Source organism: Paenibacillus sp. 1182 (assembly GCF_017833915.1).
GTDB lineage: Bacteria > Bacillota > Bacilli > Paenibacillales > Paenibacillaceae > Paenibacillus > Paenibacillus polymyxa_D.
In genome coordinates this window covers 252,904-268,761 of the sequence record NZ_JAFICR010000009.1, presented here as the reverse complement: position 1 = coordinate 268,761, position 15,858 = coordinate 252,904, and the positions used below count along the sequence as shown (strand labels likewise).

Sequence of the window (15,858 nt, the reverse complement as noted above, 5' to 3'; positions counted from 1 at the left end):
GCACAAAGCGCAGGGTTGTCGTGTATTTTATGTAAGATCACTATTCATCTTTATACTTAAAAGCAATGGCCGTATTTCCCGACCGGGGGTCAAAATAAGAAGAGATTTTCCCCCAGTTCAGTTCATATTCCATATAGGGGTAAGGCTTTGTTTGACGATAGCTTGGCTTTACGGACAAATGTTGCTGTAACAAACGATCATGCTCCCTTTGCCGCTTTCTCTCCCCTTCTTCAGACCAATTATCCCACGAAGTTGGAAATTCATTGCCCTGGAGCGAAATCTCCGCGACAACTAGGCTGGTATCCTTAAAGCATACAGACACAAAAAAATGCCGACGCAGCAAAGAAACCTGATCGAAATGATACCAGATATACTCATTTCCTAGCTTTCTTACAGAATGAAAATATTTCGAATACCAATCGGCCTCTAACAACTGATCTTCCGTTAAAGATGAGTAAATCGCACGCTCACCATCGACCTGAATGATTCCCGATTCCCAGTCATTCATTGCTGCCACTCCTTCAGCTATTATGCCAATCTCCTACAGTTGCTCTCTGCCCTTATTTGTCCACATGATTGAAAATGGCCTGCCAGGCCCGATCTAGCACCCTCGTATGTAATTGTTTGGCATAAACAGTTCTAACGATGGCGAGAACGATCACACCCACGAATACAACACTGAGCAAAGTAATAGAGGGAACCCAATAGTCAAACATGGCATTCGCCAGCACTTGCAGCAAATGTCGTTCGGGTTGTAAATATTCCATTGCTGCAACGATGCCTGCTGCCAGCAATATGATCACTGATATAATCATAAGCATTGCATTGATTACTTTGTATTTGGCAAGCCCTCGCTGAAAAACGCGAGTTCCCGCATATTGCTCCAGCACGATGATCTGCTTGTGAAAATCATGTTCTACCTGCTCTACAGGCAGATCGTGCTCCTGAATAAATGCATGAGCTTTCTTCAGTTCGGATTGAATAAATAAACTACTCTGGATAGCAGATCCCAGCTGACCTAAAACATTCATATCTTTTCACTCCACTTCAATAGTATCTAACTTACGAGTATATAGGGTTGCCATGCTCTACAAAACGATCGGTTCCAGACTGCTCTCTAAATGAGCCTATTAGTAAAAATCAAAGTAACCCCGCCAGACTCCGTCATTCTGATGCTTGGCAAAATAAAAGCTGCCTCCATCCACAATATTCAATTGGGCTTTGGCATCCGAAGCAATCTGAAATACAAATTCATAGCCCTCGCCAAAGTCAATGCCCGATTGAATAAAGCTGGGATAGCCACCGATTTTGTGAACCGCATATATTTCCTCTACGATGTCCTCAAAATAGTCGGGTTCCTCCTCGTCCATTTGGTTAAGGGCATCGCCGTATTCCTCAGGGATGTCATCACCGTCCCAGACCGGATAATCATTCTCTTTGAGTTCAGGGAACAGCGGAAATGCTTTGATTTGCATAAATGACGGACCAAAATCTTTTTCGACCAAATCCTCTACCGACGTATACTCACGAATACACATATACCCTTCCATGTCCTCATGATCCAGTACATCGGGAGACAGGAAGACTGTCAACAGCTTGATGCTACGCATAGCTTCAGGGACAAAGGGCAAGGTCGGCAAATACAATTGCATGATCGGAGCCATAGCATTCCCCTGTACATCAATGGGTCGTTCCTCTGTTGGCAAAGCCACTGTAACTCTACCAATCCAGCTTTGTTCAAGGGAATCCGACGGTCTACGACCCCCTGTATGAAAAATCGTAGCTTTACGTTTTAGAATCGTTCTTAGCTTCTCAATAGCGTTGCTGGACAACGAAATCACTCCTTTCTAATCTAGAATAGAAACAGAACAACATCCTCGCCTGCTTTAAATCCAAACTCTCTTATTCGATCTTCCATCTCTTGAATCTGATGTAGATAATCTTCCGGCACAGCTGGCAGACCCTGTTCATTCACTAATGTCCCACCGAGTCTGGTGCGTGCATATTCGGCACTTTTCCACATCACCTCAAACACCGTTTGCGGCTGCGCGGTTCGCACCCCATCCATACTGAAAATTAAATCTGCAAAGCGATCCTCTGCGAGTGTACTCAACCAAAAAAAGCCAGGCTCGGTTCCCGTATGTACGCTAAATAGTTCATCATAACCTCCCGTCCCGTGATGGTGTGCATGGAAAATGTCCATATCTCCCCACTCCATTCCGAGACTCAGCATGACATCCCAGATATCCGCTCCACGGTAAGATTGGCCTTGATCCGCTACTAGCCTAAGCATGACAGCGTGTTCCCTTTCACCTTCCTGATCTGTAAATGCTTTAAGTTTTTCCGCCTTTGCACGTGCATGGTGAGCATCCTCTCGAGGAAGCACATGAACAGTTCCCTTCTCCTGAAAACGCGCTGGCAGTGTGTTCATAAAGTCTGCAACCTTGACTTCATCCAAACAAACCTGCATCTCTACATTATCGAATATATCTATACAAACACAAATTTTATCAAAATGGCATTCGCCTGCTGGTCTGCGCCCCACACTAGTCCACACCTGTAAATCATGAACATGCCCATACACGATATATCCTTTGAGCAATCGCAAAATATCCTCATCTGACAACGTAAAACCACTAAATTCCACATCAATCAGCCAATAGATATTAGCATCAGGCTCCACTTGATGGATTCCTTTTATGGTCTTGACAGGCTCATGTTCCAACTCCACGGCAAGGATGCTCGATACATCCTCACTCCCATGTTCGGGTAAATTCATGAATCTCTCTCCTAACTAGCTGTTTTCACTTTACAGTTTCCTATAATTCTCAATATATATTAAACTATAAATCACCAAGCACAAAATAGTATAAAAACGGTGCTGGGTTGTTGAACTTAACTTTTAGAAATTCAAAGCTTCGAAAGGGGAGAACTCATGATGCAAAAACTTTGGCAAAAAGGGAAGGCTCTATCACTGCCTATTATGGTGTCCGCATCGCTGATATCTGGAGCGCTGTCTGTAAGTACACCTGCGGCGAATGCGGCTGCAACCAAGGAATTGCTTCAGCTATCCGGTCAGACTACTTACTATGGAGAGGTCGAGAATGGGCAGCCTAACGGACGTGGTACGATCAAATGGAGCGAATATAAGCAGTATTCGGGTGATTTTGTGAATGGCAAGCGATCAGGTACCGGAAAATATACAAATCAATACACGGATGCAGATGGACAGAATCATAAAGTCGTATACAACGGAACATGGAGCAATGACACGATGAGCGGCAAGGGTACGCAGACTGAAAAAGTGACGCAAACGGATGGAACCGTACGTTCGAACGAGATCCAAGTAGGTACTTTTCAGAACAATGGATTACAGAACGGCTACCAAGTGATCCACGCTGTGGCCGATCCAGACTACAGCTTCACTTATAAAAATAGCAATGAAATAATAAATATCTTACACAGTAATCAAGATCTGGTCCAAAGGTGGCAAAAAGGAGACCTCTTCTCCGTAAATTATAAAAATGGCTCTGTCCAAAAGGAATACTCCATGTTCCCTGAAGAGACTGCTACCAAAGAACGCCAAAGACAAGCGTCCATTAAGTATCTCAAAGGTATTACTGCCAAGGTCACTCCTCACTTGCAGCAGTTTGAAAAGCTGTCCAAGCAGATTCCGCTAAAGTAATTAAACCGACGCGAAATATATATTAGTCTCTACGCAAGAAGGCCTCTCTTTCTAATGGAAAGCTCCATTTGAAAAGAGTGGCTTTTTTCGTTTCGTTATGAATGGCTATAAGAACTTCGGATCATACACCTCCTACTATTCTCCCTTATGCACCCTCATGAACTCATACAAATGACTTATTTTTCACTAAAATCCCCCCCTTTTTTTGCTAACCCCCACTGGATTCACTAAAATATAAGTAATTATTTTAATCATCCGAGGTGGACATCATGGCTAAAATTATGGTTCCTCCTGAGAAACTAGAAGCAGTTTCCAGGCAGTTCGCACAGGCACGTGAGCTGGGGGCACAAATTTGCGGACAACTGTCACAGCATATTCAGATGTTAGAAAATAGCTGGGCAGGAACAACACAGCAGCGCTTTTATCAGGATTTTCATAAAGCTCGTGGACAAATGGATGCTTTCACTCAAACTGTCAGTTCTGTCAGCACAGAGCTGCGTTCCATTGCAGTAAAATTCAAGGAAACAGACACCCAAGCAGACACGGGGATTACCAAAGGAGATCACAGCGGACAGATCAGCAACAGCGAAGGGGCAACTTCCGGGAAAAAAGGACCCGATCCAGCAGATATAGCCATTAACAGCCTGTCAGAGGCCAACAAATGGCGCGGGCAACTAGGATTTGCCGGAACAGCGATCTATAGCGGTCTGGCTTCCACACTTGTGCTCACCAAAACAGTAGAATTCAAGAGAAGTCTGAAGAATCCCACTCGAGCGGTTATACATAATGCGGCATGGGTGAAAGGCAAGGGTAACAATGCTTTTATGCGTAATTTAGGCAAAAGCCTAAACCGCCAATTCGCCAAACCGGGTATTGTGATGAAGGGGTTAAAGGGCTTCGATCGTTTAGCTGGAAAGCTTCAAATGGGTAAGCTCGGCCTCGGATTCAACAAAGCCAACAGCTTTCCTCAGTGGACACGGAACGTCATCGCCGGGGTGGAAAAAGGACGTTACGGCATAGCCACCCGCCAAATTCCCGGTATGATTGCCAAAAAGCTCTACCCTATTAATGCCACCATGAATATTGTGGGCGAGGGTATCAGTCTGGCTGGAAAATGGAAAAGCGGGAAGCTTACCGGAACGGATGTAGCTGTATCTGCTTCTAACGTAGCGATTAAAACCGCCGCAACTTATGGCGGCGCTGTCGTTTTGGGGTCCATAGGCGGTGCTATCGGTGGTCCGGTCGGCGCAGCCGTCGGGGCATACGTCGGCGGTACAGTGGGAAGCTGGGCAGGCGGAAAAGTCGCCAAATTTGCGGAAAAAGGGATACGCTGGGCCAGCAAATTATTTAAATAATATACACACCTAACAGATGGAGAAGGAGCCTGACTATGGACAAACAAACGGTAATTTTAACGCTTGAGGAGCTAGGTTTTGCCTTGACCGCATTGGGCGCAGAAGATATGGCTTCTGGTCTGCTCCAATCTTATTACGGGGAACTAACCGAAGATCGCTGGGAACTACTTTTTCATGCCGCAACGCATAGCATGATATCCAAGGGTTTGATGGAACAACGGGATGACGAGCAACAACAGCTCGAATTTGATGCGTTCATTGTTGAAATTTTAGCTCATCTGGTACAAAGTCGTCAGATGCTACGTGGCTTTAAGGAGCAACAAGATAAGCAAAATACGTTAACGATACACCATGGAAATGAACGTTTTCTGTATCATTTCTCCAGTCACAATGAACTCCATTTCTTTCGCTGGTCTTCTCCAGAAGACTGGCATCACGACATTGATCAACTGTTCGGCCTGTCTGCTCCGAACTTCAATGCGCACAGCCGATACGTCGATCTGACCGAAGAACAGTGGAATGAGTTAACCTCATCCAACTTCACCATGCAGCAAATGACAACGTGGAAGCTTCATGAGTCGGCTCAACAAATGATACAAGACTGGCGGGAGGATTTTGATCGTAATCAGTGTAGCCTTGATAATTTGAGCCAAATGGTATACACGGATACGGATGAAAATGGTCCTTCTGTTACAAATCTGCTATTTGTTCTTAAAGGAAAGAATGATGTGTGGATTGTAAGAAATACAGAACTGGATATGCAGGCCACTCCATGTCTGCGAATTGAAAGTGTGACCGAAGCTGACTGGATAGAACGGATAACTTATTTCATTCAGGCGTTTGTTCCCGACGAGGCGGTATTCCGTGGATAAAATTGTATATCGAAGATCTTTGGCATTTTGGAAAGCCATGGGCAGCTTGATGTTTGTGCTTATTTGTCTGTTTTTGCTGCTGCTCATTTTTATCGACGAAGATATCTCAGCTCTACAAATCTTCTTCTTTATTACGTCCGCCATTGTCGGACTTCCTTTTTTCGGTAGCTATCTCGTGGTTTGTTTGAGCAGAACGCTTCGAAAGGATACCTACCTGTTCATCTTTGACGAGCACAGCATTTCAGATGGTATTCGAACTGTCCCGTGGGCTGCAATCACTAAAGTCGAATTCGAAGGGGCCTCCATCCGCAAATGGCTGCGCCCTCGCTTTCCCGCCTTTATTTTTCATCTGAATGACCACAGCACCTGGGAAGTCAGCACCGACTATGTGTTGAACGATATAGAGCTGAACCAAACCGGGAAACAACTTCGAACTCTCATTAACCAGCATGGCAAGTCGAAGAAAAAACGTTCCTGAATAGTGCCATTGAATATATCAAAGCTTGTCTCTATCATATGCGGCCGAATTGGCCGCAGCCAAAAATGGAATACCAAACTGGCTGCGGATAAAGGAGTCTGCCGTCGTAATCAAACCCTTGACGATCTTCCCCTCAATCCTGGTCTCCGCCAGCGCTTCTGTCGCAAAAGCAAGCAGCGCTGGATCGAGCCCACCCGCAGACCCGGTATTAATGACAAGCTCTGGGCTAAAACGCTCAATCAGCAGGGCCGTAGTCGAGGCAGCGTTCGCTTTGCCAATTCCTGATTGCAGCAAAATAACTTCCTTGTATTCCGGCTTATACTTGAAAAACACCCGTCGCTGCGATACGCTGCACCGCCTCCAGCAGCCTTTCCTCACTGTTTACCAGACTGACCCGCACATAAGAAGCTCCTGCACGACCAAAGCCTTCTCCAGGAGCGACCGCAACGTGCGCCCCGTCCAATAAAAAGTCTGCAAAGGAAGCCGATGTATGCCCCTCCGGCACCTTGAACCAGGCAAAAAAAGACCCTTGGGGAGCTGCTACATCCCAGCCAATACCTCGTAACGCTGCAATAAGAACATTACGGCGCCGCTCATATAACTTCGCGAGCTCCTGTACTGGCTCCTGGGTGCCCAGCAATGCGACAGCTCCCGCATCCTGTACCGCGCCAAAAACAGTGCTGTAGGCATGCGTATGATAATGCTTGAGCGCACCAATAACGGACGCATTTCCAACCGCAAATCCGAAGCGCCATCCAGCCATGTTATACGTTTTGGAAGCTGTATACGTCTCGACGCCATACTCCTTGCCGCCGGGGATTTGCAATAAACTAATCGGCTTATGCCCGTCAAATCCAAGAGCACCGTAAGCAAAATCATTCATAACTGGAAACTGATACCGAGCGGCATAATCCAGCGTCTTCGTCAGAAAATCTGCAGTAGCTACGGCTCCAGTCGGATTGTTCGGATAATTAATCATAAGCAATTTGACCTGCTCTGCGATTTCCTCTGGCACGGTTGTATAATCAGGCAAGAAACCAAGCTTCTCATCAAGCGGAATCGTATGAATATGGGCTCTTGCCAGCGCAGCAGCGGAATAATATTGGGGATATGCCGGATCGGTGGTCAATAACCAATCACCGGGATTCAGCAGCGCCTGTGGAATCCCCATTACGCCTATGGCTGAGCCGTTGAATATGGCAATCTCCCGGTCAGGATCCAGCTCCACCTGATACTCCCGTTTATAGAACGCGGCGACAGCCTCCAGCGTGCTTTTTTTTCCATGAAAAGGCGGATAGCCCTGATTGATCGGTTGATCAACCGCTTCCTTCAAAGCGCTGATAATATGCGCCGATGTTGGCTGATCCGGGTTGCCGGCTGCCAGATTAATTACATCTATTCCTTTACTTTTATACAGATTCACTTTGTCATCTATTGCGCTAAAATAGTTGTCAGGCAGAGCCTTGACGAGATCAGAGGATGAAAAAATCACGTTCATATCCACCTTCTATCCATAAGATACAGGCTGACAACGTCAGCCCGCAGAAGATAATGCCCCATATTATTTGAAATAGCTTGGCAACTTGTAGCCTTCATAATCAGGGTTCGAATGGATGTACTTTTGGAATTCATCTGAATGATATCCTTCAATAATGTCTTTGACGAAGGGCTTATCCTTGTTCTTGCTGTCCACAGCGACCACGTTCGTGAACGGATCTGTCATATTTTCAAGCTTTAATGCCGAGGTCAGCTTTATTCCATTCGATACAGCAAAGTTCCCTTGTATAGCCGCAAAATCAACATCCTTCAGTACACGTGGCCCCTGTGCCGGATCGGTAGCAACAAATTGCAGATGATGCGGATTAGAGGTGATGTCGTTCACCGAGGTTTGCAATGGATCGATATTGTCCTTTAACGTAATCCAGCCTACTTCCTTCAAAATATTCAGCGCACGCAGCATATTGACTGGCTCGTTGGGCAGGTTGATTTGGGCTCCATCGCCGATTTCGTCAAGGCTGGTATGCTTGCTGGAGTACAATCCCATTGGAGGAGTCGGGACCTGTACAGCACCAATCAGATCAATATTCTCCCGCTTATTCATAGAATCCAGGTAAAGCGAATGCTGAAACACATTAGCATCAATATCCCCCTTAGCCACGGCTACATTGGGCTGAACACCGTCTGTAAACTCTTTATATGTAATCTTATATCCTTTCTTCTCCAAATATGGAGCCACACCATTCTTAAACTGATCGCTATATGGACCAGGATTAAAGCCGATATGCAGTGTTTTCTTTTCTTCACCCGCAGCATTGCCCGACGTATTCTTGCTGCCGCAGCCTGAAATAAAAAGCACGACTGCTCCCAGCAGCAATATAAATGAAATCCATGGTTTCTTCATTTGATGTCTCCCCCTGCTCCTTGATATCTTCTACTTTTGGTGAGTTAGAATGTTTACAGTCGCTCAAAATACCAAGTAACTTGATGCGTTTTATAGATATTACAATGATTTTTTATTCACTGTCAACAACATTTAATTACGCATCTTCTGCATAACAAATAAGGGATCACAACAGGCGATCCCCTTGTAGGTAAAAACACTTCACAAGTTTGTAATATTATTCCGTTTCAATTATACCCCCTGGGGGTATAATTGATATGAAAATAAAACCCTAAAGGAGCTATTAAATATGAGAATGCAATGGGCTTTGCTCGCTGGTACAGTCATGATGATTTTGAGTGGGTGCGGGAACAGTAACGCGCCAAACCAAGAGCACACGGCAAACAGCAGTCAACAGCACGACACATCGGAGATGAACCATTCCACTTCCAGTGAGCTTCCTGCCGGATTAAAAGAAGCTGAAAATCCAGCCTTCAAAGTTGGTGGTCAAGCGACTATACGAGCTGACCATATGGCAGGCATGAATCGGGCTACTGCCACGATTGTGGGTGCTTATACGACTACTGCTTATACAGTCTCCTATACACCAACCACTGGAGAAGAGAAAGTGAATAATCATAAGTGGGTTATTCATGAAGAGATTAAGGATGCAAGCAGCGAGCCCTATGCACCGGGCACAGAGGTTATCCTTGCAGCAGATCATATGAAGGGGATGGATGGGGCTAAGGCTACCATTGATTCCGCCGAGCCAACGACCGTATATATGGTAGACTATACGCCGACTACAGGAGGAGAGCCTGTCAAAAATCATAAATGGGTGACGGAGAGTGAGCTTTCAGCCCATTAGAACTCTTTCAGCACAGGTCGCTTGTGATAACAAAAGGGAGCCTGGCATCGGCTCCCTTTAACGGCTTTAATTGAGTTTGGACAAACCTACTTCGCCAAATTCAGCTTGGCCTCCTTGATATCATACAAAGTCCCTTCGTTGGAATCTACAAGCTTTTTCATTTGTTTGTTGGCTAGTCCATTTGCAGGCACGATTGCATTAAAAATAACATCATTTTTCTGTAATTGCTCGTTAATTTCATCTACTGAAAAACGGGCTTTACCCAGGGCTGTATTCTTATCATGAACTGGTGCATCTGTAATGAATATGATTGTTTTGGAATTAGAATTTTTGGGAAATTTACTTATAGCTAACTGAATAGCCTCTAATCCCGATTCCTTCAAATCCCCGCCAGCGGAAGGGCGCAGCATATTCAAGTTACCTTTTAACTTATTTTTATCGGTCGTAAACTCCAAAAATTCTAAATCTTTATCTGCCTTCAGATTGATATCCCGAAATGCAACGACAGCAAAATGAGAACCTGCTGGAACGGAATCAACAAAGCCTTTCACCTTCTGTCTCACATAATCCAGCGTCCCTGTCATACTACTCGTAACATCTATGACGAACACAATATCCGTAGATTTGGAGAAGGTGGTGGATATCTTTTTCAGAATCGTTGGATTGGATTGTGATTCGGAAGCATCTTCATTTTCCTCCATTAATTGTTCACTTTCGCTAGTTGTCAAAACCTGCGGTGGAGCAAGGAAAATCACAACGCTCTGAGCTGCAATATTCCACTTCACCTTCGCACCCAGCGCCTCACTAACAAAGCGAATAGGAACCATTACTTTGCCGTTAATGAGTCTTGGCGCCGCATTGAGACGCACTAATTTTCCGTTGATATAGGCATCCCTGGAGCCTACAGTTAACTTGATCGTTGTATTTCCTTTGGTTGCAGTAACGGTCTTGGTAGCTCCATCCCACTTCACTTTCGCCCCAAGCGCCTCAAAAACGGCACGAAATGGCACCAGCATACTTCCGCTAATAGAGGTCGCAGGCTGCTCATATTGTTGCAGTTTACCGTCTATAAACACCTCAACCTGCTGAGCCTTGTTATTATTTATAGGAACAAATTGGGGTACAGACGCTGCCGAATTTCCCGACTGATCGATCATTTTGATATAAAAGTAATATCCACCTGTAGATAAATTCAGGTTACTCAAAGGGTAGCTAAACGTTGTTTCCGGATCGAACTGAATCCGTTTAATTAATTGAGCATCCGCATTTTTGACCATAACATATGAAGTGTACGTGGGTTGAATATTTTTCATCTTCAAACGAACTGAAAATGATGTACTTGAAGAGTTGATTGTAAATGTACCCGGAAAATTTTCTCCAGATGGGATAGACAAAGGGATTTCCGGTGACTCATCAACCGCTTGGTCCACTTTAGGCTCCTCGATCGGCTGGGTTACTTGCGGTTCAATTACTTTCGGTTCATCCACAGGTTGAGCAACTTTGGGTTCACTGGGAGTGGGAATCTCTTTTATATGGGTCTCCACCTCAGGCTGCGTTACTTTCGGCTCCTCCGCAAGTGGAGTTACTGTAGATTCATCGACTGACTGCACAGTCCCTTTCATAGTTATAGCTATAGGAAGTTCTATATGATTTTCTGATCCTGGCCCAGGTGCTGGTCGTGAATCCGCAATCGTAATTGTGGAGTTGGCATAATCGATCGTAAAGTCACCAGAAGGAATTTCAATGTTGTTGCTATACAGACGAATTGGTGTATCAGGCTTAATCGTAAACGGGAGATCAAATTTAAACACTCTGTTTACTCCATTACCATCATCAAGAATAAGCTTAAGCTTATCTCCATCTTTGAATACTGTCGAATTGGCAGCCTGAACACTTTCTGTGCACAAAGTGATCAACCCTACAAATATCGTTAAAAACGAAAGTAGGAACATCATTTTTTTGAGCTTCATTCTTATTTCCCCTTTTAAATCTATATTCTTGTCGGTAAATCATAGCATAGGGTTAGATGAAGTTCATTCCATCTGATTACAGTTATGGATATAGGAACTCACTTTTTCCATCATTCGCGCTCTGTTCAATGTTCATATGTATCTTCTTGGTCCGCTTCTTCAACGTGGCATACGTAATATAGCCGCCTTCAGTGCTTTAGTCCCTTCTTCGCTTTTCAAATAATCCGACGGTGTTTCGTTGCCGAGTGCGGGGACTTTTCGATCCATCCAAATCAGCAAATACTCCCCCATATCGGGCAGCAGCACAATCTGAATCTCCTTGGGAATTTTACTTTTGGCCACTTTTGCTCTTTTAGCCGGATCTACCTGTGCATACCGCTCCTGATAGACCTGAACCATGTTGGCCCAGTTCTCCGGCTTAAACTCTTTCAAATATATGTCTCTCATCTACGAACCCTCCTTAGGGCCTCAGACCACGCTTTTCATGCTGGAGCAACCATTCTTTTCTCCATAGCCCTCCTGCATAGCCCGTTAGTTTCTGATTGGAACCGATAATTCGGTGACATGGAATCACAATGCTCAGCTTATTTTTTCCATTAGCACTGCCTACGGCTCGGATCGCTTTTTCATTTCCAATAGCAAGAGCAATATCTTTATAAGCTGTTGTTTTACCGTACCCCACGGACACCAGAGCATTCCATACTTTTTGCTGAAAATCCGTACCTTCAAAGGCATAAGGAAACGTAAACTCAAAGCGCTCACCTTTAAAATACTCGTCAAGCTGGATAGCGCATTCCGCTAATACTTGGATTGGAATCTCTTCTATAGCCCTCGTTAAGAGCTCATTCCGATTAGAGAACATAATAGAATAGACAGCCTCATTTGTGCCCTGTATCTCTATCTCTCCAATCGGCGATACATACTTCATTACGTATAGTTCGCTCATAAGAAGGATACAACCTCCTTCCTTTTCTATTCCCTACTCAACTTTCTATACTCACTAGGAGAACAATGGTTCAAGCTACGAAACGCCTTATAGAAATGGGAGGGACTTTGGAAGCCCGTCTCATAGCAAATCTCAAGATTCGTAAGATTTGTACTTTTAAGAAGATAGGCTGCCTTATCTACTCTTATTTTTTCCAAATACGTGCGCGGGGTTTCGGCGGTTTCCTGTTTAAAGATCCGATCCAAGTAAAAGGAGCTTATTCCGATATGGTCCGCAATATCCTGCAATACAAGTTTTTCCTTGTAATGATTAACCAAGAAGGTTACCACATTCTGCACAAGTCTGATATACGGCGAATGGTCTGTATGGGGCTGGCATCTTTTGCAAGCACGAAAACCCGCCTTTTCCACTTTGTCCAAATCAAAATAAAACTCTACATTTATTTTCTTCGGCTTTTTGGATCGACAGGAAGGTCGGCAGTATATGCGGGTTGTTTTCACAGCGGTAAAAAACAACCCGTCATACTTACGATCACACGCTATAATTTTCTCCCACATTTCTTCAAAAGAAAGACTAAGGTTAGCCATGATCGAATGCTCCGTCCTTTCTATAGTTCATATTCATCTAGCTCAAGGATTTTGCAAAATCCTCATATAAATGTGATGTATCTTGTAGCTCTATCAACTGTTCTGCATTCTTTTGCAAAGCAACTATTATCTTATCAGAAAATGCATTTCCAAAGCTAAACCGTTTAACTCCTAACTGCTGAAGCTGGTGGACATTCGTCAGACCCGGCAGGGATAAAACATTAAGCGGAGCATGGATATGAAACACAACTTCCCTGATCTCTTCATCACGCTTTAATCCTGGAACAAAAATTCCGCTCGCACCACTATCCTCATACGCTTTGGCCCGCTCTATGGTCTCTGAAAGTGGAGTATTCATCTGCAAATATGTATCCGTTCTTGCGTTTATAAAAAACGCTTGAAACCCACGCGCATCCAAGGCCGCTCTAATTTTGGACAATAGGTTACTGTGCAGACCCACTTCTCGAAGTCCCTTTTGCATTTTCAAAGAATCCTCAATATTAATCCCTGCAACTCCCACATCGGCTACCCTTAAAACATGCTCAACAATCGTTGCCGTGTCCTCTCCATATCCTGCTTCAATATCTGCCGACACTGGAATCTGAACATGCTCAACAATCGTCCGAATAATACTTACGTGCTGGTCAAAATCAATAAGCTCTCCATCTGAAAATCCAAACGTATTGGCAATCCCCCAACTCGTCGTACCTATCGCCTTAAAACCTGCTTTCTCCAGAGCCACCGCAGATAGCAGATCCCAGGCGTTCCCTAAAAATAAAAGTTCCTCTAATGTGTGAAGTGCATGAAACTGCTGGATTTTGTTCATAAATATAGCCTCCTGATATGTGATGTAACTCATTTTATCAAGAGGCTATCTTTGTTTCGTCCTCATTCTTGCACTTATGGTCTGTAGGAATCTAGGAACAACTTGGTCCATTTATTCACATATAAATCATAATTTTTGAAAAAAACGGTTATTTAAGCTCTATTCAATCCTATGCTTTTTATCTATACTCTTGCTAAATCCATTCGAGTTAGATGGAAATCTACGCTTTTAGCCTTTCACAATTACATTTTATAGGAGGAGTTATATGTATAAAATAAAGTTCCTTATGATCTTGCTAAGCTTTACTGTAGTCGCTTCTTTCTCTAGCTTGTCCGGCTCTTCACCTAGCAAGGCTTTTGCTGAAGAGAATGGGACTCCGGTGCAGAAAACGATCGATTTAAATGAGGGCTTCGACAACTCAAATGAAGCTAGTATACAGCCATTATCCCTTACCAGCGAAGAAGCTACTAGCCAAGCAGCGGTTACAACTATTGACCATGATGCTAATTTCTCACCTTCAACACTTCAGTTCCTGAAGGCTAATACAGGACTCGACGGTGAGCAGTGGGATAATATTATGAAGCTAGTGAACAAACCAGAGCAAGATTCTTTGAAATGGACTGAATTCTATGGCTATGCTGAAGATATCGGCGATAATCGTGGGTACACCATTGGTATCTTTGGAGCAACAACAGGCGGTTCAAATGATACGGGACCAGATGGCCCGTACTTATTTAAAGCTTTTGATGCTGCTAGTGGAGCTAGCAACCCTTCCATTGCAGGTGGATTAACACGTGCTGGTCTAAAGGGGAAGATGAATGGTTCGATTCTAAAGCTCAGCGATAGCGATAGTGTAATCAAGAAGAAGATCAACGCTCTCCAAAACAATGAAGCTTGGAGAGAAGCCATGTGGCGTACGTTCTATGACACCTATATCGAATATAGTGTACAGCAAGCACATAAACGCGGATTTAATACTGCTCTAACGATTGGATCATTTGTCGACACAGCACTCAATCAAGGCGCTACTGGTGATTCAGGTAGTCTTGAAGGAATCCTCTCACGTTCAGGCAGTAGTACGAATGAGAAGAATTTCATGACTAGCTTCTATGCTAAGCGTACATTGGTTGTCGATACCAACGATTATAACCAACCTCCCAATGGTAAGAATCGTGTGAAACAATGGAGTTCTCTCTTAGCTTCTGGCGAAACAGATCTTAAGAACGCAGATGCAGCCGTGATCAAAGCAACGAATTGGGAACTGAAGTAAATACAATATACGTCATTAGGAGGGCATATCGTATGTCCTCCTTTATTTATTTTCATAAATATTGAGTTGGTGTTGACTACTAACAAGGTCCCATTTTCCCAAACAGTTCCTCTCATCATTCAAATATGTGGGTCGCGTGTGCAAATAGAGAGACTGTCCCAAAAGCCCGAAAGTTGCAAGCTCCTGAAACAGTCTTGTAAAATGGTTATGAAGTCGAAATAAGGCCGTTAGATGATTCGGTAGCCAGATGGAAGTCTACCGCTACTGCGGATATTACGGATTTGTTGCAACGTCAAACGTTGATTGGTAGAGATAATAGATTCCACATCATTCCCACGAATCAGATCATCCAGGTCGGCGATGCTGCGATTGCCTCTAAACACACGGAAGTTACCTCTAAACCGCGTGCCTGTAAAGAGTACCAGTGTAGCATTGCTGCTGGTAGAAAAGAAACGCAGACTTTCGATGCCGTCGAGAATGTTATCGGTATTACGAATGCCTAGGTTTCCTCTGAATACTCTCCTGGAACCCCGAAAATTTTCTTCGTTGTAAACTGTAAGACGTGGATACGTTTGAGATACATATGCTTTGTTGTCCATGTTGTAATTCCTCCTTTCAACT

18 protein-coding genes and 1 pseudogene are annotated in these 15,858 nt (G+C 44.2%); 6 read left to right on the top strand and 13 right to left on the bottom strand.

Features of this window, described 5'->3' with window-relative positions; translation table 11 throughout:
• Positions 1-40: 40 nt before the first annotated feature.
• The 4 genes from JOD82_RS19190 to JOD82_RS19175 form a co-directional block, all read right to left on the bottom strand.
• Entirely contained in the window at positions 41-508 is a 468-nt protein-coding gene (locus tag JOD82_RS19190) for a hypothetical protein (RefSeq protein ID WP_069010495.1), read from the bottom strand.
• A 52-nt stretch (positions 509-560) separates the two neighbouring features.
• Complete coding sequence (locus JOD82_RS19185) at positions 561-1,031, bottom strand: DUF6097 family protein (protein WP_029515525.1); 471 nt, start codon at positions 1,029-1,031, stop codon at positions 561-563.
• A 99-nt stretch (positions 1,032-1,130) separates the two neighbouring features.
• The gene (locus JOD82_RS19180; protein WP_256026032.1) at positions 1,131-1,841 is read right to left on the bottom strand and encodes a DUF1963 domain-containing protein; all 711 of its coding nucleotides are present in this window, start codon (positions 1,839-1,841) and stop codon (positions 1,131-1,133) included.
• An 11-nt stretch (positions 1,842-1,852) separates the two neighbouring features.
• Positions 1,853-2,779 (bottom strand): cell division protein ZipA C-terminal FtsZ-binding domain-containing protein, encoded by a 927-nt coding sequence (locus JOD82_RS19175; RefSeq protein WP_069010493.1) that lies wholly within the window; start codon positions 2,777-2,779, stop codon positions 1,853-1,855.
• Between the two features lie 159 nt (positions 2,780-2,938).
• Here JOD82_RS19175 and JOD82_RS19170 point away from each other — a divergent pair, with 159 nt between their 5' ends.
• The 4 genes from JOD82_RS19170 to JOD82_RS19155 all read left to right on the top strand — a co-directional run bounded on the left by JOD82_RS19170 (position 2,939) and on the right by JOD82_RS19155 (position 6,390).
• Positions 2,939-3,685, top strand: a complete 747-nt coding sequence (locus tag JOD82_RS19170) for an MORN repeat-containing protein (RefSeq protein WP_039274388.1) — start codon at positions 2,939-2,941, stop codon at positions 3,683-3,685.
• 269 nt (positions 3,686-3,954) lie between these two features.
• Complete coding sequence (locus JOD82_RS19165) at positions 3,955-5,040, top strand: WXG100 family type VII secretion target (RefSeq protein WP_069010492.1); 1,086 nt, start codon at positions 3,955-3,957, stop codon at positions 5,038-5,040.
• Positions 5,041-5,075: 35 nt separating this feature from the next.
• Complete coding sequence (locus tag JOD82_RS19160; protein ID WP_069010491.1) at positions 5,076-5,912, top strand: hypothetical protein; 837 nt, start codon at positions 5,076-5,078, stop codon at positions 5,910-5,912.
• Positions 5,905-6,390 (top strand): DUF5381 family protein, encoded by a 486-nt coding sequence (locus JOD82_RS19155; RefSeq protein WP_069010490.1) that lies wholly within the window; start codon positions 5,905-5,907, stop codon positions 6,388-6,390. The genes JOD82_RS19160 and JOD82_RS19155 overlap by 8 nt, the downstream gene beginning before the upstream one ends.
• A 174-nt stretch (positions 6,391-6,564) precedes the next feature.
• On the opposite strand, the pseudogene JOD82_RS29290 reads toward JOD82_RS19155, so the two are convergent.
• From JOD82_RS29290 to JOD82_RS19140, 3 genes and pseudogenes are all read right to left on the bottom strand, one after another.
• Positions 6,565-6,702 (bottom strand): annotated as a pseudogene (locus JOD82_RS29290) (phosphorylase family protein); the annotation flags it as partial.
• 4 nt (positions 6,703-6,706) lie between these two features.
• The gene (locus JOD82_RS19145) at positions 6,707-7,882 is read right to left on the bottom strand and encodes an aminotransferase class I/II-fold pyridoxal phosphate-dependent enzyme (protein WP_081317528.1); all 1,176 of its coding nucleotides are present in this window, start codon (positions 7,880-7,882) and stop codon (positions 6,707-6,709) included.
• 69 nt (positions 7,883-7,951) lie between these two features.
• Positions 7,952-8,791 carry a MetQ/NlpA family ABC transporter substrate-binding protein gene (locus tag JOD82_RS19140; protein ID WP_069010487.1) on the bottom strand — a complete coding sequence of 280 codons (840 nt, stop codon included), beginning with the start codon at positions 8,789-8,791 and terminating at the stop codon, positions 7,952-7,954.
• A gap of 289 nt (positions 8,792-9,080) precedes the next feature.
• Between JOD82_RS19140 and JOD82_RS19135 the strand changes: the two genes are divergently transcribed.
• The gene (locus JOD82_RS19135; RefSeq protein WP_069010486.1) at positions 9,081-9,638 is read left to right on the top strand and encodes a YdhK family protein; all 558 of its coding nucleotides are present in this window, start codon (positions 9,081-9,083) and stop codon (positions 9,636-9,638) included.
• Positions 9,639-9,724: 86 nt separating this feature from the next.
• Here the strand turns inward: JOD82_RS19135 and JOD82_RS19130 are convergent, their stop codons facing one another.
• From JOD82_RS19130 to JOD82_RS19110, 5 genes are all read right to left on the bottom strand, one after another.
• The gene (locus JOD82_RS19130; protein ID WP_069010485.1) at positions 9,725-11,608 is read right to left on the bottom strand and encodes a stalk domain-containing protein; all 1,884 of its coding nucleotides are present in this window, start codon (positions 11,606-11,608) and stop codon (positions 9,725-9,727) included.
• A gap of 159 nt (positions 11,609-11,767) precedes the next feature.
• Positions 11,768-12,055, bottom strand: coding sequence for an antitoxin Xre/MbcA/ParS toxin-binding domain-containing protein (locus tag JOD82_RS19125; protein ID WP_069010484.1), 288 nt, complete (start codon positions 12,053-12,055; stop codon positions 11,768-11,770).
• 13 nt (positions 12,056-12,068) lie between these two features.
• Positions 12,069-12,554 (bottom strand): methylated-DNA--[protein]-cysteine S-methyltransferase, encoded by a 486-nt coding sequence (locus tag JOD82_RS19120; protein WP_209949807.1) that lies wholly within the window; start codon positions 12,552-12,554, stop codon positions 12,069-12,071.
• Positions 12,555-12,580: 26 nt separating this feature from the next.
• On the bottom strand, positions 12,581-13,141 hold the full coding sequence (locus JOD82_RS19115; protein ID WP_039274368.1) for a bifunctional transcriptional activator/DNA repair enzyme AdaA: 561 nt from the start codon (positions 13,139-13,141) through the stop codon (positions 12,581-12,583).
• A 37-nt stretch (positions 13,142-13,178) separates the two neighbouring features.
• Entirely contained in the window at positions 13,179-13,967 is a 789-nt protein-coding gene (locus JOD82_RS19110; protein WP_069010482.1) for an isocitrate lyase/PEP mutase family protein, read from the bottom strand.
• A gap of 265 nt (positions 13,968-14,232) precedes the next feature.
• Between JOD82_RS19110 and JOD82_RS19105 the strand changes: the two genes are divergently transcribed.
• Positions 14,233-15,237, top strand: a complete 1,005-nt coding sequence (locus JOD82_RS19105) for a chitosanase (RefSeq protein WP_069010481.1) — start codon at positions 14,233-14,235, stop codon at positions 15,235-15,237.
• A gap of 227 nt (positions 15,238-15,464) precedes the next feature.
• On the opposite strand, the gene JOD82_RS19100 is transcribed toward JOD82_RS19105, so the two are convergent.
• Positions 15,465-15,836 carry a hypothetical protein gene (locus tag JOD82_RS19100; RefSeq protein WP_029515541.1) on the bottom strand — a complete coding sequence of 124 codons (372 nt, stop codon included), beginning with the start codon at positions 15,834-15,836 and terminating at the stop codon, positions 15,465-15,467.
• Positions 15,837-15,858 lie beyond the last annotated feature (22 nt).

Coding starts and splice junctions, on each gene's coding strand:
- JOD82_RS19190 (WP_069010495.1), bottom strand. CDS start 508: ATGAATGACTGGGAATCGGGAATCATTCAGGTCGATGGTGAGCGTGCG.
- JOD82_RS19185 (WP_029515525.1), bottom strand. CDS start 1,031: ATGAATGTTTTAGGTCAGCTGGGATCTGCTATCCAGAGTAGTTTATTT.
- JOD82_RS19175 (WP_069010493.1), bottom strand. CDS start 2,779: ATGAATTTACCCGAACATGGGAGTGAGGATGTATCGAGCATCCTTGCC.
- JOD82_RS19170 (WP_039274388.1), top strand. CDS start 2,939: ATGCAAAAACTTTGGCAAAAAGGGAAGGCTCTATCACTGCCTATTATG.
- JOD82_RS19165 (WP_069010492.1), top strand. CDS start 3,955: ATGGCTAAAATTATGGTTCCTCCTGAGAAACTAGAAGCAGTTTCCAGG.
- JOD82_RS19160 (WP_069010491.1), top strand. CDS start 5,076: ATGGACAAACAAACGGTAATTTTAACGCTTGAGGAGCTAGGTTTTGCC.
- JOD82_RS19140 (WP_069010487.1), bottom strand. CDS start 8,791: ATGAAGAAACCATGGATTTCATTTATATTGCTGCTGGGAGCAGTCGTG.
- JOD82_RS19135 (WP_069010486.1), top strand. CDS start 9,081: ATGAGAATGCAATGGGCTTTGCTCGCTGGTACAGTCATGATGATTTTG.
- JOD82_RS19130 (WP_069010485.1), bottom strand. CDS start 11,608: ATGAAGCTCAAAAAAATGATGTTCCTACTTTCGTTTTTAACGATATTT.
- JOD82_RS19125 (WP_069010484.1), bottom strand. CDS start 12,055: ATGAGAGACATATATTTGAAAGAGTTTAAGCCGGAGAACTGGGCCAAC.
- JOD82_RS19120 (WP_209949807.1), bottom strand. CDS start 12,554: ATGAGCGAACTATACGTAATGAAGTATGTATCGCCGATTGGAGAGATA.
- JOD82_RS19115 (WP_039274368.1), bottom strand. CDS start 13,141: ATGGCTAACCTTAGTCTTTCTTTTGAAGAAATGTGGGAGAAAATTATA.
- JOD82_RS19110 (WP_069010482.1), bottom strand. CDS start 13,967: ATGAACAAAATCCAGCAGTTTCATGCACTTCACACATTAGAGGAACTT.
- JOD82_RS19105 (WP_069010481.1), top strand. CDS start 14,233: ATGTATAAAATAAAGTTCCTTATGATCTTGCTAAGCTTTACTGTAGTC.
- JOD82_RS19100 (WP_029515541.1), bottom strand. CDS start 15,836: ATGGACAACAAAGCATATGTATCTCAAACGTATCCACGTCTTACAGTT.